The following is a 14,676-nucleotide window of genomic DNA, read 5'->3' on the forward strand; positions in this document are numbered from 1 at the left end:
TGTTGCCCAATTGGTTTGCACGGAGTCAACTGTAGAACCAAAGTGGGCGCAGTGCAAGCGAAATATTCGCTGAGCTTGACCAATTGGTACTGTTGCGTTACGATTCAAGCACTGGAAATGCGGGGAAAGCGATGAACGAAGTCGAAGCCAAGGGTTCGGTTCGCGCAGCAGGTGCTAAGGCGCTTGCTGCATATTTGGCAGGTGAAATAGCCTCCGGCCGGATGGGCGACGGCATGAAGTTGCCGGCTGAAAGACACCTGAGCGAGCAGTTTGGTACCTCACGAGGCGCCGTCAGGCGCGTGCTTCAGGACCTGAAAGACCGCGGGCTAATCACCCAATCGGTTGGAAGTGGTACCTTTGTGCGGCCTGGCGCCGCTCAGTCACTGCCAACGTCGGTTCGACCGGGGGAGGACGAAGAGCTATCGGCAAGCCAAACCAGCCCAGCGGAACTGATGGAAGCGCGGCTGCTTATCGAACCGCTCATGCCGAAGCTTATTGCCCGTAATGCAACCAGTGCTGACTTTGCCAAGATGGTCGAGTGCCTCGACCGGTCGGAGGCAGCAGAGACCATTGAAGAATTTGAGCACTGGGATGGCGAACTGCATCGGGCGTTCGCTCTCGCTACTCACAACTCGTTCTTCCTCAAGATTCTTGAGCTTACGAATCGCGTGCGAGAACAAGGTGAATGGGGGCGCCTCAAGCAGCGCTCCCTGACACCCGAGCGTCGCAAAGAATATGAGCAGCAACATCGGGCTATCGTCGAGGCCCTGCGCGACCGGGACGCGCACACCGCGAGTGATGCATTGACGGGGCACCTACGTCAGATTCAGCACAATCTGTTTTCGATTTGACCAGAGGGAGTCGTCGCGGCTCGCTCGCCAGTACTGATACTTCCCGTTAGGCGACGAGCCATTTTTGATTTGGCGGTGTCACAGCTGCGTAGCCCGCTGTGCGAACGGCCACCCCTTCTTCCCCGGCGTCATGAAGAGCGTTGCCGAAAATTCACGCGGCAATAAGCCGCGGCGGGTGCAGCCTTGCTCTCCCTTCCCGCACAGTCCTGCCCTCTCAACCGCTAACGCACGCGCGTCGGAACCCCCGAGCTGTGTGAGAGTTCGCCCAATTCTCAACACTCAACCACTCTCTCAGTATCCCAGCAGGTTGCGGCGTACGTGAAGAAGGTGTCCACGCGTCGTCGCTAGGGCGCGTGCCAGGTCTCGCGATTTCAGGGCAGCGACGATTAGCCGATGTTCGAGTTGATATTCAGCTCGACGCTCAGGCGTAACGGTCCTCTGCTTTACTGCGCTCCAGACGGGTTGGGTCCGCACAAGATTCATGAGGCGAAACACACTCGAAACCAAGTTGTTGTGGGCTGCATCCGCAATGACCTCGTGGAATCGCGCGTCCCAATGCTCAAACTCTTCCAATGTAGAGGCCTCTTCAGCCTTCAGGCAGCAATGTTCTATGCGCTGCAGGTCAGTCGGGGTAGCGCGACGCACAACCATAGCTATAGCAGCTGGCTCGAACGTCAATCTCGCCTCCATGAGCTCCTTTGGAGTAGTAAGCGCGGCCGGCTTCTCCACTGCCAAGGCAGATAGCGCAACAGTCGCGCCCTCAGCGACGTAGGTGCCCCTGCCAACCGTCTGCGTGATGATCGAAAGACTTTTCAGTTCACTTAAAACGCGGCGCACAGTGGTCCGTGCGATAGCAAATTGGTCACTAAGAGCGCGCTCAGTGGGCAGGCGGTCACCTGGCCGAAGGAGTCCTCCATGGAGCTGCGCGAGGAGCGCTTCACGAAGCCGACATGCAGCGCTTCCGGTTTCCTGTTGACTGATGTGAGACCGCATAGTGGCGCATGTGTAGGTCCAAAGGCAAATGGTACCACTCATGCGAGACCATTTTCGCCTGCCTTAGGGAAAATCCCACCAATTTGAGAGCGATTGGTACACCATTGGTCCTTCCCATTGGTACATCTTGGACTTTAGCATTCTTGGACTCGAGAGCCCTATGCCGCCCGACTCGACGTGCCGCTTTAGGCGCATGGCATAGAGAACCGGATTCCAGTGCCTGTGCGCAGACACAGGCAACTCGATTACACGAAGTCTAGGAGGACATACATGCGCGGGACGAAATCTATCGTCGCATTGGCCATTGTTGCCTGTGCGAACTTGGCGCACGCTGAGTACCCTGAAAAGCCCATTATGATGGTGGTTCCCTTCGCGCCCGGCGGCGTGGCCGACAACGTAGCACGCCCCCTGGCTGCTGCGCTAAGTCGTGAACTGAAACAGCCTGTGGTGATTGAAAACAAGGCTGGAGCCGGCGGTGCGGTGGGCATCGGGCACGTGGCGCGCGCACCAGCGGATGGCTATACGCTACTCCTAAGCTTGAGTTCGATTTCGATTCTGCCGGAAGCCGACAAAGTACTCGGTCGCAAGGCGCTTTACCAGCTTCCTCAACTCCGCCCCCTTGCACGAATCACGGCAGACCCGCCTGTCTTGGTGGTGAGAGCTGACTCCCCTTGGCGCACCGTCGAAGACTTCGTGGCCGACGCTAAACGTAAGCCAAGCGCCTTCAACTACGGCAGTTCCGGAAACTACGGCACGATGCACGTTCCGATGGAGATGTTCAAGGCTGCTGCAGGGTTTCAGATGACCCACATACCTTTCACCGGGGCAGGACCGGCCGTCACGGCTTTGCTGGGCAAACAAGTCGATGCAGTTGCTACTGGTCCTGCTTCGGTGCTGCAGTACATTAAAGCTGGCAAATTGCGTGCGTTGGCTCACTGGGGCGACAAGCCGCCAAGCGCGTTGCCGGAACTGCCAAGCCTGCAACAGAAGGGCTGGAAGGTCCAGTACGTCCAGTGGTCAGGAGTGTTTGCTCCGTCTGGCACTTCAGAAGCCACGCTTCGTCAGTTAAGAGACGCACTGCGAAGAGCAACCTCCGATGCCAGCCTCCAACAAACCGTCCTTCGAGCGGGCAGCCCGATAGACTATCTTGATGCACCGGCCTTTGCTACTTACTGGCAGCAGGACGCAAAGGCAATGACTGAGGCAGTGCAAAAGATAGGGCGACTCGAGTAACCGGGCCAATTGGAGCGGAGTCCAGGCAGGCGCGCTCGTCATCGGCTCGTCAGCGCGCCTGCCCGGCTGCCGGCCGCTCGCTGGCCACGAGATAGGTGCGCAACTCGGCCACGATGCCCTGCTGCGCCTCGTATCTGGCCTGTGACTGCGCCAAGGCCAGCTCTAGATCGCGCACCTGTGTCGACAGGCTGCTGGCTTGGGCCAACGCAGCCCCCAGCTGCTCCTGCAGCGCCTGGGCATGAGCGCTTTGTCGGCAATCTGGAGACCGCGCCAAACCGGGGGCTGACTAAGCGGCAAGGCGGTGGCCTTCTTCTAGGGCAATGGACGGATACCATCGTTCAACGTAAGACCGGAGCTGGGTGTTGAGCACGGCCGTCCGGATTTGCAGCAGGTTGTGCGCGTGCCGAGGCCGCCAGGCCATCTGCTGCCGTTTGACGAACCGCTTGCTGACCACCTGGTTGACTGCTGACTCGACAAAACCTGAGGCAATGGGCTCCCCATGCCGATAGCGGTCACCGTAGTTCACGATGAAGTGCCGATTGTTGTCGAGGTAGACAATGAACTCCTCGAGCTTGCCGAGGAGTTTGGCTTCTTCGGGGCTGGCCTCAGCGTCCAGATCCCAGCCCAGGCTTTCCAGTCGGCGCAACGCCGGATAGGGGCAGCCGTGCCACAGGTGCCACTTGGCGCCATGCAGATCCTTGATCAATGCCGCGTTGGTCGGGCCGTCGCAGTGGGCCGGCCGGCTCTTGATCATCTGTTCGAGGTTCTGTACCCGCATGGCGATGTGGAACCAATCGAGAACGTACTCACCGCGGTCACCAAAGCCGAGTTGGGCAAACCGTACGGTATCCCCGCCGTCCGACAGAAAGGTCACCGGCTGACAGGGTTGCACACCCTCACGAAGAAGGAAATTCCACATACGATCGGCAGGTCGGCGCTCCAGTTTATGCACGTAGGCAAAACTATGCCCGCCATCCTGATCTCGCAGGGACTTCCCGACAATCACTTCAAACCAGCCGTCCTGGCGGCGCCGGTGTCCGGCCCGCCGAAGGAAGCCGCCGTCAATGCCAACCGCGCGGACCGGACTGGGCTCGGGGATCTCGGGCGAGCGGACGCTCGCCTCCACCTCCGCCTGCTGCCGCACGTCGGTTGCCTGCTCCGCTTCCAGTCGGCGACCGACCTTGGTGACCTGGCGCCGGATCGAGCTGGCTGCCAGTACATGATCGAGCGGCAATACTTCCTGCAGGACGTTGACGGTCAGACCATACGACATCAACGCTGCAAACTTCACCTCGAGATACTGCAGTTCTGGACTGACCCGCTCAGGCAAGCAGTTCGCGACCGGATTGAAGCTAGGTGCGTCGCCCTGGCACTGCCGGCAGGGGTACAGCCTCGGACTGTCAATCGACAGCCGTCCGAACGCGCTACGGAAAACCAAGTGATGGTGGCCCTTGCACGCCAGCTGCGCCCCGCACGTGGGACAAACGCTGGTCCGGGCAACTGCCTCGGCAACCTGTGCCGTGACCATCGTGCGCTGCAGCCGACCCAGCAATGATTTCGCCTCCTCCAGATGCAGGCCCAGTGAGCCCACATCAAGGCCGTCTCTCGCGAACTGGGCAATCTCGGTGACGGTGGCTGGCGCCCCTCCATCGTCCTGCACTACAAGTTGCAAGCTGATACGCATGGCCGCCCTCCTTCCTTGGAAGCTGCGGCGACCAGTCTACCCCTCGAGCTCTCGCAGCCGATCATTGACGATCCGACGATCAAAGCGACGATCCAGCCAAATCAGCCACCCATCGACCTCGTCGCGCAGGTCTTCCAGCACGATTGGCCCTTCGCGCAGTGACTCGATCCAATCGACGAACTCATATTCATTGTGTTCGGCCCTGGCCTCCAGATACCTCTCGATTCCGCCAATGTCCTCGGGCGGGCATGGCCCGCAACCCGCCACGCAACGGGGCAACTGGCCAGGCTGTTGCCGCAGCATACGCCGCTCCATGCGTATCTCGTGGCGCCACCACGCGTTGAAGTCATACACATAGACGAAGCCTTCGTGTTCTCGGAGATGAAACGCGGTCAGCGGTAGATCGCTGGCGACTGTGCAGAACTGCAAGACGCCCTCATGAGCTTCGCCGTAACGCCTGCCACGAATACTGAACGTGTGCAGATGTTCGTCGGCCCAGCCCATGACGACCTGGATGACATTGTGCAATCGCCCGAGCGTCAAGTGCTCGGGAACGAGGACGCGTCGCCAGACCGGCGGGCTCAGGCCGCGCAGAGCAATTCGAAGTTGAAGGACGGAGATCGCCGGTCCAGGATCGGAAGCCATGGGCGCATTTTAGGTGGCTCATTGGCCTCTTAGCAGAAACCCCATCGTTTGCCCCCGATTTGGCGCGGTCTCCTACTTCAAGAAGCACGGAAAGCTGCCAGGCATTCTGGCCTTTGTAGATGGCGTCACGGCAGCTGCGATTGGCGCCATCACCGGTGCGGTCTTCGTGCTGGCCAAGCGCTCCATTGTCGACGTTCCAACCATCTTGCTGGCGCTGGGCACGATCGCGCTACTGCTGAATTCAAGAAATTGCCTGCGCCAGTCATCATCACCGGCGCGGCGCTGATCGGCCTCGCCGTTTATCCGATGCTGTACCACTGAATCAACTGGAATCTGGAGACACCTTGAGCGTCGCGAATTCAGTCGCTGCCCAGTGTGTCGATTCAGTCGTCAAAGCGTCACCCAAAATGCGAGAGTAGACGCGAGACTCCGGAAGTCTACAAATGCTGCTTCAAGTCATTGAAAGTAAACACGTTTCCCGGGCGCCCCGGTCGATTTTGGCTGGCAGGGATGTGTATAACCGCATGACTTCTAAAACCCGTGCGCTTCGTGCTCAATTACTCGGTGACGTAGGCTAGGCGCTTCCACCAGTACCGAAGGGAGTACTTCGTCTTGTATGGCGCCGGCCTTTGTCGGATCCCCACTGCAATGATGTAAGCATACAGCGCAATCAACACTACAAGGAGGGTGAGCACAAAAATGATCATGGAATTCTCGTTTCAAAGTGAATAATCCAATCCATTGCAAGTCCCCTCAAGGGTGGATGGATCAGGACGCCCCCGCTGCGATAACAAACGATCGAATCGCGTACTACTGCTCAAAGCCGGAATGATTGGGGTGGAGAAGTGTTGCTAAGCTTGAATCGGCACATCGCATGCATCGATCGTGACGCGGTTTGGCATATCTGACCTCCGCTCTCGGCTTCCGTTCATTCATCCGGTCCAAGAATAACGTCCACTGCGGCCCGCCCTGCCAGCTCCGCCACGAGGTAAGCCCAACGTCTGGAGTACGGCCCCCCAAAGACTTTGATTCGCTTACCAATCGCTGCGACGCCTGACGGACTCATGGGCCCCTCAACCTGGAACCAGACGTCGAACATGTCCCTGGATGCCATATTGAGATCGACATGGACATCGAACCCACGATACTCCGTCACGCGATCCATAGCCATCAACCCTCGAGGAGTGAGTTTTTCAACGTAGTGCTCGACCCAGTAGGAATCGAAGTTGATGTGAGTCCAGAGCAGCAGGTGCACATCGACACGGCCGATCCGAGGCGGCGGTCATAGCCATCTGAAATTCGGCATCAGATCACTATGTTCGTCGACCCCGACGCCGCCCAGTTCGTTGATGAGCTGCTTCAGGGCTTCCTTTGATCGCGTATCGCAACTGGCGATCATCAGCAATTGGCCCGGTGCCATTTGCGCATTCTGCCGCCACAGTGCAAGGCGACCGATCTTGCCACCAACCAATCCGCAGACCCACCATCCGATCATCGCGCCAAGTATGACAGCACCAACATACGCAACGGCAGTGGCACCGGCGCCGGCGGAAACGCCATATCTGAAGATGACAAGCGCGCCGACGATCGCGCCGATGAAAATTCCTGTGATCGCCGCCTCTTCGCGGTAGGTAGTCTGACCGACGTCGATCGTCGGCAATCCATCGACGGGCTGATTGTCGCGCTGGACAAACCACGGCCCTGCGACGAGTGTCGGGGTGCCGGCCAAATCTCCCAATCGCGCTTGTGCCAGTTGCGCGGTGGCCTTGTCTCTCAGATTGAAATACAGCAGCGTACGCATGAAGGTACCTCACGCAATCTCAGTGTCCATTTCCGGCGAGCCGGCGGCTGCTTGCTTGGTGACTGCGACCGATGCTCCTGATGGCCCTGGTTCGGGTGCAGGACGGTGACCGCAGATCTGGCCAGCCTTCGTTGACAGCACGATCCCAGTCAATCAGCAGCGTGATTGACTGACGCCATCTGGGCGCTGCCAATCGCATGACTCCGAATCGCTGGGTGCTTCCCTTCGGCGGCCTGCCGACCTGGCGGTCGCGTAGAAGGCGCGCGACATGTATGGCCCGGTAAATGGTCTCTGCAGATTCTCTCGGCACGATATCTCCCTTCATCGCTTGCCAGGCTGGCATAGTGACGGCAATGTTGAATCACTGTCACCGTTGTGGGCACCGATCTTCCATTGCCCGCGGGTAATCATTTCCACCCGTATTGCATTGCTGGAAATCGTTTCAGCATCGTCATCACGATGAGAGCACGGCTCCGCCAGCCTGAAAGGCTGAAGAGCAGCAACAAAGGCTGAGGCCAGCTTCGCGATTGGTCTTTCGGAGAAGAGTCTCCTTTGCCAGACATCGGTTGCATCGATCCCGGCGAAAGACTGACTTACTTGACTACTGGGGGACTGGGCGAACGGCGGTCGCCGCGTGGCATCTTGCATGAATTTTCCAGGAATCCCCATGAGTGACTTCAGGAGTCACCAGTCCTAAGACGTCATCGAGGGGGAAGGCCCGGAAACGAGTGATAGGCGAACCAGAAGCACCTGGCTTCCGAAACGCTGCAACTACCAGTATAGGAGGGCGACGCACACCGTCCTACCCCCCTTACAAATTGGCCAGGCAAGCGCTCCGCCGCGCACCTGCGGTGCCCTGCTAGCGCAGACCGGTCGCCCGCTTCTGGCGCTACACTGAATTGGATGGCCAGAGCCGTTCACGCGGCCGACACCGTCTCCGCCTCCATGTCGACACAGGGTCAGCAATGAACCGCCTTCGGTACTCGGTGTACCTGTCCTATGAGATCCTGGATCCCACAGCAGACTTTCTGTTGATTGTCGAAGCTGCGAAGACCGCAAGACAGTCCGTTGTCTCCGAGCGTCTGGCGCTCACGCCACCGGTTGACGCCGCTCGCTACACGGACCCGCTATGCAACCGCCTGCTCAGGATACGTGCGAACAAGGGCCCGCTGGCCATCCGCTATGAAGCTGTGGTGGACATCGATCATCGTCTGGACGATGGCATGTCACTAACGGAAGTACCGGTCGCCGAACTCCCCTTCGATGTACTTTCGTACCTGGCGCCGAGCCGGTATTGCGAATCCGACCGCATGATGGAGTTCGCCATGCGTGAGTTTGGCGGCATGCGCCCCGGCTATTCGCGCGTGTATGCGATTCGAGAGTGGGTACGCAACCATGTGCGCTTTCTTTCGCGATCAACCAATGAGCGCACCTCGGCGATCGATACGATCGTCGAGCGCACCGGCGTATGCCGGGATTTTTCCCACCTGATGATCGCGATCTGCCGCGCCTTGAGCATTCCCGCCCGTATGTCCAGCAGCGTGGATTATGGCGCGGATCCCGCATTGGGCGCGCCGGACTTTCACGCGGTGGTCGAGGTGTTCCTGTCGGGCGGCTGGTACCTGCTCGATCCCTCAGGGGTGTCCATTCCGACTGGCCTGCTGCGCATCGGCACCGGCCGGGATGCCGCCGACATTCCGTTTGCCGCCATATTCGGCAAGGTCGAGTCGAAGCGACCCTTCATCGAAATCCAGCCAATGGCCGACCCGGCCGCCGGGATTGGCCTGCCGCTCGCAACGACAAGCGCCATCTCCACCTGGTAACCGGCATTAGCGCGCTTCGCCTTTCATCCCCTCGATTTCCATGGCGGCTTTCCAATCCTCGTATGCCGCAATCGGTTCCATGGCCTCGTCGACGAACGATGCCGCACGTTCCGCGGCGGCCGATGGCCCCAGAAGAACATCTTCCCGACCACCATCCTCGGTCTTCGGCGGCACCAACATGTCTTCGAGCATCCCGCGTAGTTCCGGGGTATCCCATGGCTTGCCAAGCCTCGTTTTTTTGTTCTGATAGTGGCGAACCTCCGAGTCTTGTTCGGCGGTAAGTGGCAGGCCTCGGAATGTAGGTCCTGGGTCAGGATGGATCATGGTGCGCCTCCCTCATCGGTCGGCATTCGTTGAATGAAGAGGTATCGCCCTGCGGTGATATCGCGCCTTGCCGGGCACTTGCCCAGCTTACGACTTCCTCTTGGCGAGACCATCGTTCAGAACCCGCGACTGAACCGTGCTGAACGGGGTTGCCGGTACTGAAGGTTTCTTGGGTTGCTTTGGCTTTTTCGCTTCACGGTTGCCGCGTAGTTTGCTTTTTGCCATGAGAATCTCCTGCTGCATTGCTTGCCGGTTGGCAACCCCAGCATACGCGCTTAGTCTTCGGCAAAGGGAATTATTTCGTCCAGCCCATAACTTCATATGTCTCCAGGGCGTGAGGGTCCCTGTCCCTGGCATCGCGACTGGACCCTTCCGCCCCGCGGCCCTCGCGCCCCAGCGCGGACGCAAGCGATACGCAGCCTTGTTCGAGACCGCGCCAAACCTGCGCACCACACGTGGGACAAACGCTGCCCCGTGCAACCGCCTCGGCAACCTGTGCCGAAACCATCGTGCGCTGCAGCCTGCTCAGCAGCGCTTTCGCTTCCGCCAGATGCAAGCCCAGTGATCCGGCATCAAAAGCTGTGAGCTCGAGCTGGGCGATCTCAGTGACGGTGGCGGGCGTCACCCCCTTCGTCCTGCTCAACTCTCGTTCATCTATCTACTCCATACATGACGTGTTCGACCACGCCTTTTACCGTAACGTTCACCACCGCAGCGTTTCCGACTGAAGCAGCTTGCGGCTGTTTGAAGCCTGCGCCTGCACGCCTGCTTTGGAGGGCCTTCCTCCATCTCAGGTACAGCATCGCGATCGCAAATGGAATCTGGTACAACCGATTCGCTCCTATTTTCTCTAACCTCCAAGGTTCCTCCAGCAATCTTTCCACCCCGCCGATATCTTCCGGCCGACAAGCCCCGCATCCAGCCATGCGACGTGGCAACAGTTCGATATGCTGCGTCAGCACGCGCTGCTCGACGCGGATATCGTGCCGCCACCATGCATTGAAGTCGTACACGTAGAAGAAGGCCTCGTGCTCGCGCAGAGCGAATGCGCTCAGCTTTAGCGCGGTTGCCGCCGTGGAAAATTGCAGAGCGCCTTCGCGGCTTTCGATGACAGAAGCGATTGCACGAGGATTGATACAGTGTCGCCGGCCTGGTCTCACTGCCGCCAATGGGAGCGTGGGTCCTGGGGCTGTTCGGCGTGGAAGTGCCCCTGCATTCCGAGGAGCGTGTTCTCACCTCGGCGGCAGGGCTCCTGCTCTGGCTTTCAAGCGAAATAGCGTGGCGCTCCAGCGACCGTTAACGGGCAGCAGCGCAAGCGTTCACCACAACTGGCCCTGGCGATGAATCGAGCGGATGGAAAGCAAGCCCGTTGATTGGGCATTCCCCTGATTCGATACGTCGTTGGGTCCGGGAGACGTTCGGGATGATTGACGGCCCACTGCGATCACGTTCGGCTTGCCGTCAACCTCTCTTCAATGCGAAGCACGGTACCTGACGGTATTTTTCAGTTTAACCGCATGCCAGAAACCCTGCACGATGGCGAGCAGCGCGTCAGGCCCTCGCCCGCCACCTCAAACGGGCATGAAGGTCTCGGTAACTTGGGCGGTCTTTGTAGAAAGCGGCGTACCGGGGACGCTAGCACCGAGTGCGGTCGGAGATGTATGGCCGCTGTTGTCGCCCCTTCGCCTGTCTGAACCAAAATCGCCCGCTTCCGCCCTGGTAGTGTCTCACAGCCGCGATAACCATTGTCTTTGCGCCCCCGTATGAGGTCCCAGTGGTTGCCCTGGTACGACGCTTGCGCTGTGGTGAGGCGGCAATTCAGCCGCGATAGGAGCGAACATGGCACAGCAACCGCAATCAGGACAGGGCCAGCAGCAACAGCCTCAACAGGGCGGCCAGCAGGGGGGGCAACAGGGTGATCAGGGTAGTCGGCAAGGCGGGCAGTCTGGCGATCAGGATCAGCGCGGTGGCCAACGCGAACAACAGGGTGGCCAGGGTGGCCAACAGCACGGCGATCAAGACAGCCAAAAGGGTGGCCAACAAGGGGGCAGCCAGCAAGGTCAACAGGGCGGACAAGGACGCCCGTGATGTCTTGGCGTTAATGGCTTCTACTGACTTCAAACTGTGACTTCAATCGCCGCCACCACTATCAGTGGCGCGGCGGTTCATTGCTTCATTGCAATGGCACCTCCAAAAGCATGATAAATCGCTGGAACAAGAAAAACCCATTCATGAGCATGTGGCTCAGTAATGCCAACCGCATCGCCGGAGCGACGCGCGGTCGAATGACGGCCGAAGGCAAGCGTGCGGCCGCCACTGTGATGACGGAAGGCGCGAGGCAGATGATGGCGGCTTGGTCCGACGGGCTGACAGTCACGAAGCCGGCAAAAAGGCGCAAGCGCCGTTGAGTGCGCTTGAATTACGCGCAATGTCCCCACCAATAAGGCCCAACTTTCCCTACGGAGATCCTCATGGACAAGTCAAAAATACCCGTTGAGCAACGTACAGCGCTCGGCCTCCTGATGGATGACCATCGAGCCGTGAAGAAACTGTTCAAGCAGTTCGAAGTCGCGAAAGCCTCCGCAGAAAAGCACGCGATCGCAACGGAGACATGCCAGAAGCTGTCAGTCCATGCGCAGATCGAGGAGGAAATCTTCTACCCTGCCCTGCGCGACGTCTCACAAAAGCTTGACGACATGCTCGATGAAGCCAAGGTCGAGCACGGCGTGGCGAAGGCGCTGATCGGCAAGATCGAAGCGGGGGATCCGGACACGCTCGATGCGAACTACAAGGTCCTGACTGAGTACGTCGGCCACCATGTCGAGGAAGAGGAAAGCGAACTCTTTCCCGCGGTGATCAAGGCGCGGATCGACCTTGGCGAAGTGGCGTCGCAACTCGAAGCACGGAAATCGGGGCTACTTGGCGAGCCAGCGTGAGCGAGACTGGTGGTCCGGCGCGACTTGCCGTACTTCAAGGGGGACGTATGGAGCGCGTGACAGAGTATCGGGGGTTCGATATCCATGTCGATCTCAAGACTTCATCCAAGGACATGTTCGACGTTTGGTTCCAGGTTAAAGGCCCCACACCCGCACCTGGTATCGCCGCCATAGGCAAGCGTATAAAGGTTTTTGGCGGCCCATACTCCCGGCGTTGGGCCCACCTCGTGGCGGAGTTGGCGGGACGGGCGGCCGTAGACGTGATACTTGGAGAGGATGCGCCGGGCCCTCACTCGTCCGTAACGCGGCATCAACACGAACACGGTGTCAGCGAGTCCCACGACAGATAACGCACTGCACATGGTCATGACTCTGCGACTGCAGAGACTCCATTAAGCTCCGCACTCCGATACAACATCTTGAGCGAGTCAAACGGCAGGAACCATCGCGCCTTGTCAATGACTCCCGTCGGCACGCACCCGATCGCGCGCCTACCTCAATCCTCTTCGCTGCCACGCGCCGCGCAGCGGCGGCGTCTCAGTACGGCCAAATTTCGACCGCGCACATGTACTGGTTTGGCCGTCCGAGTAGACAAACGTGCGGGCGTTGATGGCGATCAGTTTTCAGCAGTTGAACTGAGGCATCCCGCGCCAGAGTCGTTTCCGGCCGTTAGCAGATGCGCCCCCATCCCTGCTGGGAAAGCAAGGCACCGGTCGCCGGGGTGACAGGCCTGGCCTCGAATCGGTTCCAATCGTCCCAATTTGGCAAGCTAAAATGGTGCAAAGGGCCTCTTATGAGCCAAAACGATTGCACGGGCGTTCACCGCGCATATCGTGAGAGTGATCCGGAAAGGCCATCTACTTATCCTTGGAGAGAACGTGACGCATACTGCCACTGCGGCCGACGAATCGACCTCGGAGGTTTTTCCGCTAGTTGGCATCGGCGCCTCGGCAGGCGGACTTGAGGCGATATTGGAACTGCTCGCGGAAATTCCCGCGGTCAGCGGTATGGCATTCTTGGTCGTCCAGCATCTGGATCCCTCTCGGCCCAGCCTGCTTCCGGAAATCCTGGCTAAGCGCGTGTCCATGCCGGTGCTGCAAGCCAACTGCGCGCGATGCCCGGCTTTGCCGATACCCTGCTGATCGCGTTGAGCGGATATGCCGGAGAAGGGGGCCACCGCCTTGCCGCTTAGTCAGCCCCCGGTTTGGCGCGGTCTCCGGTAGCAGGAGAGCGTACAGACGGCGCACTGGTGTGGCACCGCTATCGGATTACTCGTACGTAATATTTGCTCGTCTGTGCCGCATTCACCAACCGGGGGAGCTCATCCAGCCCATCCGTCGTCCTGCTTTTCGCCTGGCGCCTCCTGTTCGTGCGGCGCTGGGCCGCCGTGCGGGCCGCCCTTCCCATTAAAAGAGAGGCATGACACTATCGTGGCGAATCATCGTCCCATTTGCCAACAACACCACCAAAGCGTTGGCATCCAAATCGGCACACATCCATTGAATGCCTAATCGACTGCCAGCGCCAGCGCCAGCGCCAGCGGTCAGCTGTCGCGCGCTACCGTAACCGTTCACAGCCCGGATACCCGCACCGGAGCGAAAAAGTACTACCTGCGTGAGGTAGGCCTGCGCGAGGGGCACCTGCTCGCGGGCACGCCCGAGCTCGGTCAAGAATTGGATGCGCTGTTCCGCCAGTTGCCGCCCGCCCCGCTTCCAGCCGGGCCACCCACCTCCGCTCAACCCTCACCAGGTGAAACATTCGTAACAAGACGCATTTGTATTACCATTTATCCGGTTTCTCTTGCCGCGAATGGGCTCATTAACTCACTTCTAATGTCGCAAGCCGGGCAAAAATGTGCGCGCAATCCCATAATGCCACCTCCCCCTCATGGCTGGCGCAAAAAGCCGGCCCTTGGTGTTACACTTACTTACAAGGCGTAACGGGGGCTTACATTTTCCGGTGCGTCTTGCTTGGTGTTGAGCCACGGCCCTTATAGTGAACATAATTTGGGTGCCTCCAGCTATCTGACGGTTCCCGTTGGGTCGTTAAATCAATAAATAATTGGAGAGGCTTATGAAAGGCTTTTTGAAGGCATTTGCTGCTGTCGCCGCAGGATTCGCGGCTCAGAGCAGCAATGCTGCGCAGTTACCAAATCAGGTGCCGACACATCCTATTGACGCCTCATCGACCGCTGTGATTGGCTCCAAAACTCCTGAGGTCATCGCAGTCACAGATTCCGCTGGAGACGCTTTCAATTTCGTCTTGAAGCGGGCATCCGATGATCAAGGGTCGCTTATGGCGTATCACCAATCACACTCTTCGCATTCGTCGCACCGTTCACACTCGTCGCACTACTCCAGCCGTTACTAAATCAGAAACGGCTTGA

Annotated in this window: 19 protein-coding genes and 2 pseudogenes; 9 read left to right on the plus strand and 12 right to left on the minus strand. The window is 59.1% G+C overall.

Annotation, left to right across the window (positions count from 1 at the left end; all coding sequences use genetic code 11):
* Nucleotides 1–131: 131 nt before the first annotated feature.
* Nucleotides 132–851, plus strand: a complete 720-nt coding sequence (locus CTP10_RS34235; RefSeq protein ID WP_116323169.1) for a FadR/GntR family transcriptional regulator — start codon at nucleotides 132–134, stop codon at nucleotides 849–851.
* A 291-nt stretch (nucleotides 852–1,142) separates the two neighbouring features.
* Here the strand turns inward: CTP10_RS34235 and CTP10_RS34240 are convergent, their stop codons facing one another.
* Nucleotides 1,143–1,886: a FadR/GntR family transcriptional regulator gene (locus tag CTP10_RS34240; RefSeq protein WP_334223327.1), complete on the minus strand. Its 744-nt coding sequence runs from the start codon at nucleotides 1,884–1,886 to the stop codon at nucleotides 1,143–1,145.
* Between the two features lie 228 nt (nucleotides 1,887–2,114).
* On the opposite strand from CTP10_RS34240, the gene CTP10_RS34245 reads away from it, so the two are divergent.
* Nucleotides 2,115–3,077 carry a tripartite tricarboxylate transporter substrate binding protein gene (locus CTP10_RS34245; RefSeq protein WP_116323171.1) on the plus strand — a complete coding sequence of 321 codons (963 nt, stop codon included), beginning with the start codon at nucleotides 2,115–2,117 and terminating at the stop codon, nucleotides 3,075–3,077.
* A 49-nt stretch (nucleotides 3,078–3,126) separates the two neighbouring features.
* On the opposite strand, the gene CTP10_RS34250 is transcribed toward CTP10_RS34245, so the two are convergent.
* The 3 genes from CTP10_RS34250 to CTP10_RS34260 all read right to left on the minus strand — a co-directional run bounded on the left by CTP10_RS34250 (nucleotide 3,127) and on the right by CTP10_RS34260 (nucleotide 5,406).
* Nucleotides 3,127–3,282: a hypothetical protein gene (locus tag CTP10_RS34250; protein WP_158577747.1), complete on the minus strand. Its 156-nt coding sequence runs from the start codon at nucleotides 3,280–3,282 to the stop codon at nucleotides 3,127–3,129.
* 81 nt (nucleotides 3,283–3,363) lie between these two features.
* The gene (locus CTP10_RS34255) at nucleotides 3,364–4,761 is read right to left on the minus strand and encodes an ISKra4 family transposase (RefSeq protein ID WP_116323172.1); all 1,398 of its coding nucleotides are present in this window, start codon (nucleotides 4,759–4,761) and stop codon (nucleotides 3,364–3,366) included.
* A gap of 36 nt (nucleotides 4,762–4,797) precedes the next feature.
* Nucleotides 4,798–5,406, minus strand: coding sequence for a plasmid pRiA4b ORF-3 family protein (locus CTP10_RS34260; protein ID WP_116323173.1), 609 nt, complete (start codon nucleotides 5,404–5,406; stop codon nucleotides 4,798–4,800).
* Between the two features lie 73 nt (nucleotides 5,407–5,479).
* On the opposite strand from CTP10_RS34260, the pseudogene CTP10_RS34265 reads away from it, so the two are divergent.
* Nucleotides 5,480–5,727 (plus strand): annotated as a pseudogene (locus CTP10_RS34265) (chromate transporter); the annotation flags it as partial.
* 607 nt (nucleotides 5,728–6,334) lie between these two features.
* Here CTP10_RS34265 and CTP10_RS34270 read toward each other — a convergent pair.
* From CTP10_RS34270 to CTP10_RS34280, 3 genes are all read right to left on the minus strand, one after another.
* On the minus strand, nucleotides 6,335–6,661 hold the full coding sequence (locus CTP10_RS34270) for a hypothetical protein (protein WP_442875247.1): 327 nt from the start codon (nucleotides 6,659–6,661) through the stop codon (nucleotides 6,335–6,337).
* A 27-nt stretch (nucleotides 6,662–6,688) separates the two neighbouring features.
* Nucleotides 6,689–7,207 carry a hypothetical protein gene (locus CTP10_RS34275; RefSeq protein WP_116323174.1) on the minus strand — a complete coding sequence of 173 codons (519 nt, stop codon included), beginning with the start codon at nucleotides 7,205–7,207 and terminating at the stop codon, nucleotides 6,689–6,691.
* Nucleotides 7,208–7,528: 321 nt separating this feature from the next.
* Nucleotides 7,529–7,855 (minus strand): hypothetical protein, encoded by a 327-nt coding sequence (locus CTP10_RS34280; protein ID WP_147316312.1) that lies wholly within the window; start codon nucleotides 7,853–7,855, stop codon nucleotides 7,529–7,531.
* A gap of 317 nt (nucleotides 7,856–8,172) precedes the next feature.
* Between CTP10_RS34280 and CTP10_RS34285 the strand changes: the two genes are divergently transcribed.
* Nucleotides 8,173–9,030 carry a transglutaminase-like domain-containing protein gene (locus CTP10_RS34285; protein WP_116323175.1) on the plus strand — a complete coding sequence of 286 codons (858 nt, stop codon included), beginning with the start codon at nucleotides 8,173–8,175 and terminating at the stop codon, nucleotides 9,028–9,030.
* Nucleotides 9,031–9,036: 6 nt separating this feature from the next.
* On the opposite strand, the gene CTP10_RS34290 is transcribed toward CTP10_RS34285, so the two are convergent.
* The 5 genes and pseudogenes from CTP10_RS34290 to CTP10_RS34305 form a co-directional block, all read right to left on the minus strand.
* A complete protein-coding gene (locus CTP10_RS34290; protein WP_116323176.1) occupies nucleotides 9,037–9,354 on the minus strand; it encodes a hypothetical protein in 318 nt (105 codons plus the stop codon).
* Between the two features lie 87 nt (nucleotides 9,355–9,441).
* Complete coding sequence (locus CTP10_RS34295; protein WP_199414717.1) at nucleotides 9,442–9,579, minus strand: hypothetical protein; 138 nt, start codon at nucleotides 9,577–9,579, stop codon at nucleotides 9,442–9,444.
* A 214-nt stretch (nucleotides 9,580–9,793) separates the two neighbouring features.
* Nucleotides 9,794–10,012 (minus strand): annotated as a pseudogene (locus CTP10_RS41420) (hypothetical protein); the annotation flags it as partial.
* Nucleotides 10,005–10,514, minus strand: a complete 510-nt coding sequence (locus CTP10_RS34300; protein WP_233528415.1) for a plasmid pRiA4b ORF-3 family protein — start codon at nucleotides 10,512–10,514, stop codon at nucleotides 10,005–10,007. The gene CTP10_RS34300 and the pseudogene CTP10_RS41420, both read right to left, overlap by 8 nt.
* A gap of 697 nt (nucleotides 10,515–11,211) precedes the next feature.
* Nucleotides 11,212–11,430 (minus strand): hypothetical protein, encoded by a 219-nt coding sequence (locus CTP10_RS34305; RefSeq protein ID WP_147316313.1) that lies wholly within the window; start codon nucleotides 11,428–11,430, stop codon nucleotides 11,212–11,214.
* Between the two features lie 155 nt (nucleotides 11,431–11,585).
* On the opposite strand from CTP10_RS34305, the gene CTP10_RS34310 reads away from it, so the two are divergent.
* The 5 genes from CTP10_RS34310 (at nucleotide 11,586) to hxsA2 (ending at nucleotide 14,660) form a co-directional block, all read left to right on the plus strand.
* Nucleotides 11,586–11,762 (plus strand): hypothetical protein, encoded by a 177-nt coding sequence (locus CTP10_RS34310; RefSeq protein ID WP_233528410.1) that lies wholly within the window; start codon nucleotides 11,586–11,588, stop codon nucleotides 11,760–11,762.
* A gap of 63 nt (nucleotides 11,763–11,825) precedes the next feature.
* Complete coding sequence (locus CTP10_RS34315) at nucleotides 11,826–12,290, plus strand: hemerythrin domain-containing protein (RefSeq protein WP_116323181.1); 465 nt, start codon at nucleotides 11,826–11,828, stop codon at nucleotides 12,288–12,290.
* 47 nt (nucleotides 12,291–12,337) lie between these two features.
* Nucleotides 12,338–12,640: a hypothetical protein gene (locus CTP10_RS34320; protein ID WP_116323182.1), complete on the plus strand. Its 303-nt coding sequence runs from the start codon at nucleotides 12,338–12,340 to the stop codon at nucleotides 12,638–12,640.
* Nucleotides 12,641–13,168: 528 nt separating this feature from the next.
* Entirely contained in the window at nucleotides 13,169–13,432 is a 264-nt protein-coding gene (locus tag CTP10_RS34325; protein WP_199414718.1) for a chemotaxis protein CheB, read from the plus strand.
* Between the two features lie 931 nt (nucleotides 13,433–14,363).
* Nucleotides 14,364–14,660 carry a His-Xaa-Ser repeat protein HxsA2 gene (gene hxsA2, locus CTP10_RS34330; RefSeq protein ID WP_199414719.1) on the plus strand — a complete coding sequence of 99 codons (297 nt, stop codon included), beginning with the start codon at nucleotides 14,364–14,366 and terminating at the stop codon, nucleotides 14,658–14,660.
* The last annotated feature ends 16 nt before the right edge of the window (nucleotides 14,661–14,676 follow it).

It is taken from the genome of Cupriavidus sp. P-10, from assembly GCF_003402535.2.
In the GTDB taxonomy this organism is placed as follows: Bacteria; Pseudomonadota; Gammaproteobacteria; order Burkholderiales; family Burkholderiaceae; genus Cupriavidus.

What these genes read in the sequence shown, in the direction of transcription:
- CTP10_RS34235 (WP_116323169.1), top strand. Translation starts at nt 132, where the DNA reads ATGAACGAAGTCGAAGCCAAGGGTTCGGTTCGCGCAGCAGGTGCTAAG.
- CTP10_RS34240 (WP_334223327.1), bottom strand. Translation starts at nt 1,886, where the DNA reads ATGAGTGGTACCATTTGCCTTTGGACCTACACATGCGCCACTATGCGG.
- CTP10_RS34245 (WP_116323171.1), top strand. Translation starts at nt 2,115, where the DNA reads ATGCGCGGGACGAAATCTATCGTCGCATTGGCCATTGTTGCCTGTGCG.
- CTP10_RS34255 (WP_116323172.1), bottom strand. Translation starts at nt 4,761, where the DNA reads ATGCGTATCAGCTTGCAACTTGTAGTGCAGGACGATGGAGGGGCGCCA.
- CTP10_RS34260 (WP_116323173.1), bottom strand. Translation starts at nt 5,406, where the DNA reads ATGGCTTCCGATCCTGGACCGGCGATCTCCGTCCTTCAACTTCGAATT.
- CTP10_RS34275 (WP_116323174.1), bottom strand. Translation starts at nt 7,207, where the DNA reads ATGCGTACGCTGCTGTATTTCAATCTGAGAGACAAGGCCACCGCGCAA.
- CTP10_RS34280 (WP_147316312.1), bottom strand. Translation starts at nt 7,855, where the DNA reads ATGCAAGATGCCACGCGGCGACCGCCGTTCGCCCAGTCCCCCAGTAGT.
- CTP10_RS34285 (WP_116323175.1), top strand. Translation starts at nt 8,173, where the DNA reads ATGAACCGCCTTCGGTACTCGGTGTACCTGTCCTATGAGATCCTGGAT.
- CTP10_RS34290 (WP_116323176.1), bottom strand. Translation starts at nt 9,354, where the DNA reads ATGATCCATCCTGACCCAGGACCTACATTCCGAGGCCTGCCACTTACC.
- CTP10_RS34295 (WP_199414717.1), bottom strand. Translation starts at nt 9,579, where the DNA reads ATGGCAAAAAGCAAACTACGCGGCAACCGTGAAGCGAAAAAGCCAAAG.
- CTP10_RS34310 (WP_233528410.1), top strand. Translation starts at nt 11,586, where the DNA reads ATGAGCATGTGGCTCAGTAATGCCAACCGCATCGCCGGAGCGACGCGC.
- CTP10_RS34315 (WP_116323181.1), top strand. Translation starts at nt 11,826, where the DNA reads ATGGACAAGTCAAAAATACCCGTTGAGCAACGTACAGCGCTCGGCCTC.
- CTP10_RS34320 (WP_116323182.1), top strand. Translation starts at nt 12,338, where the DNA reads ATGGAGCGCGTGACAGAGTATCGGGGGTTCGATATCCATGTCGATCTC.
- hxsA2 (WP_199414719.1), top strand. Translation starts at nt 14,364, where the DNA reads ATGAAAGGCTTTTTGAAGGCATTTGCTGCTGTCGCCGCAGGATTCGCG.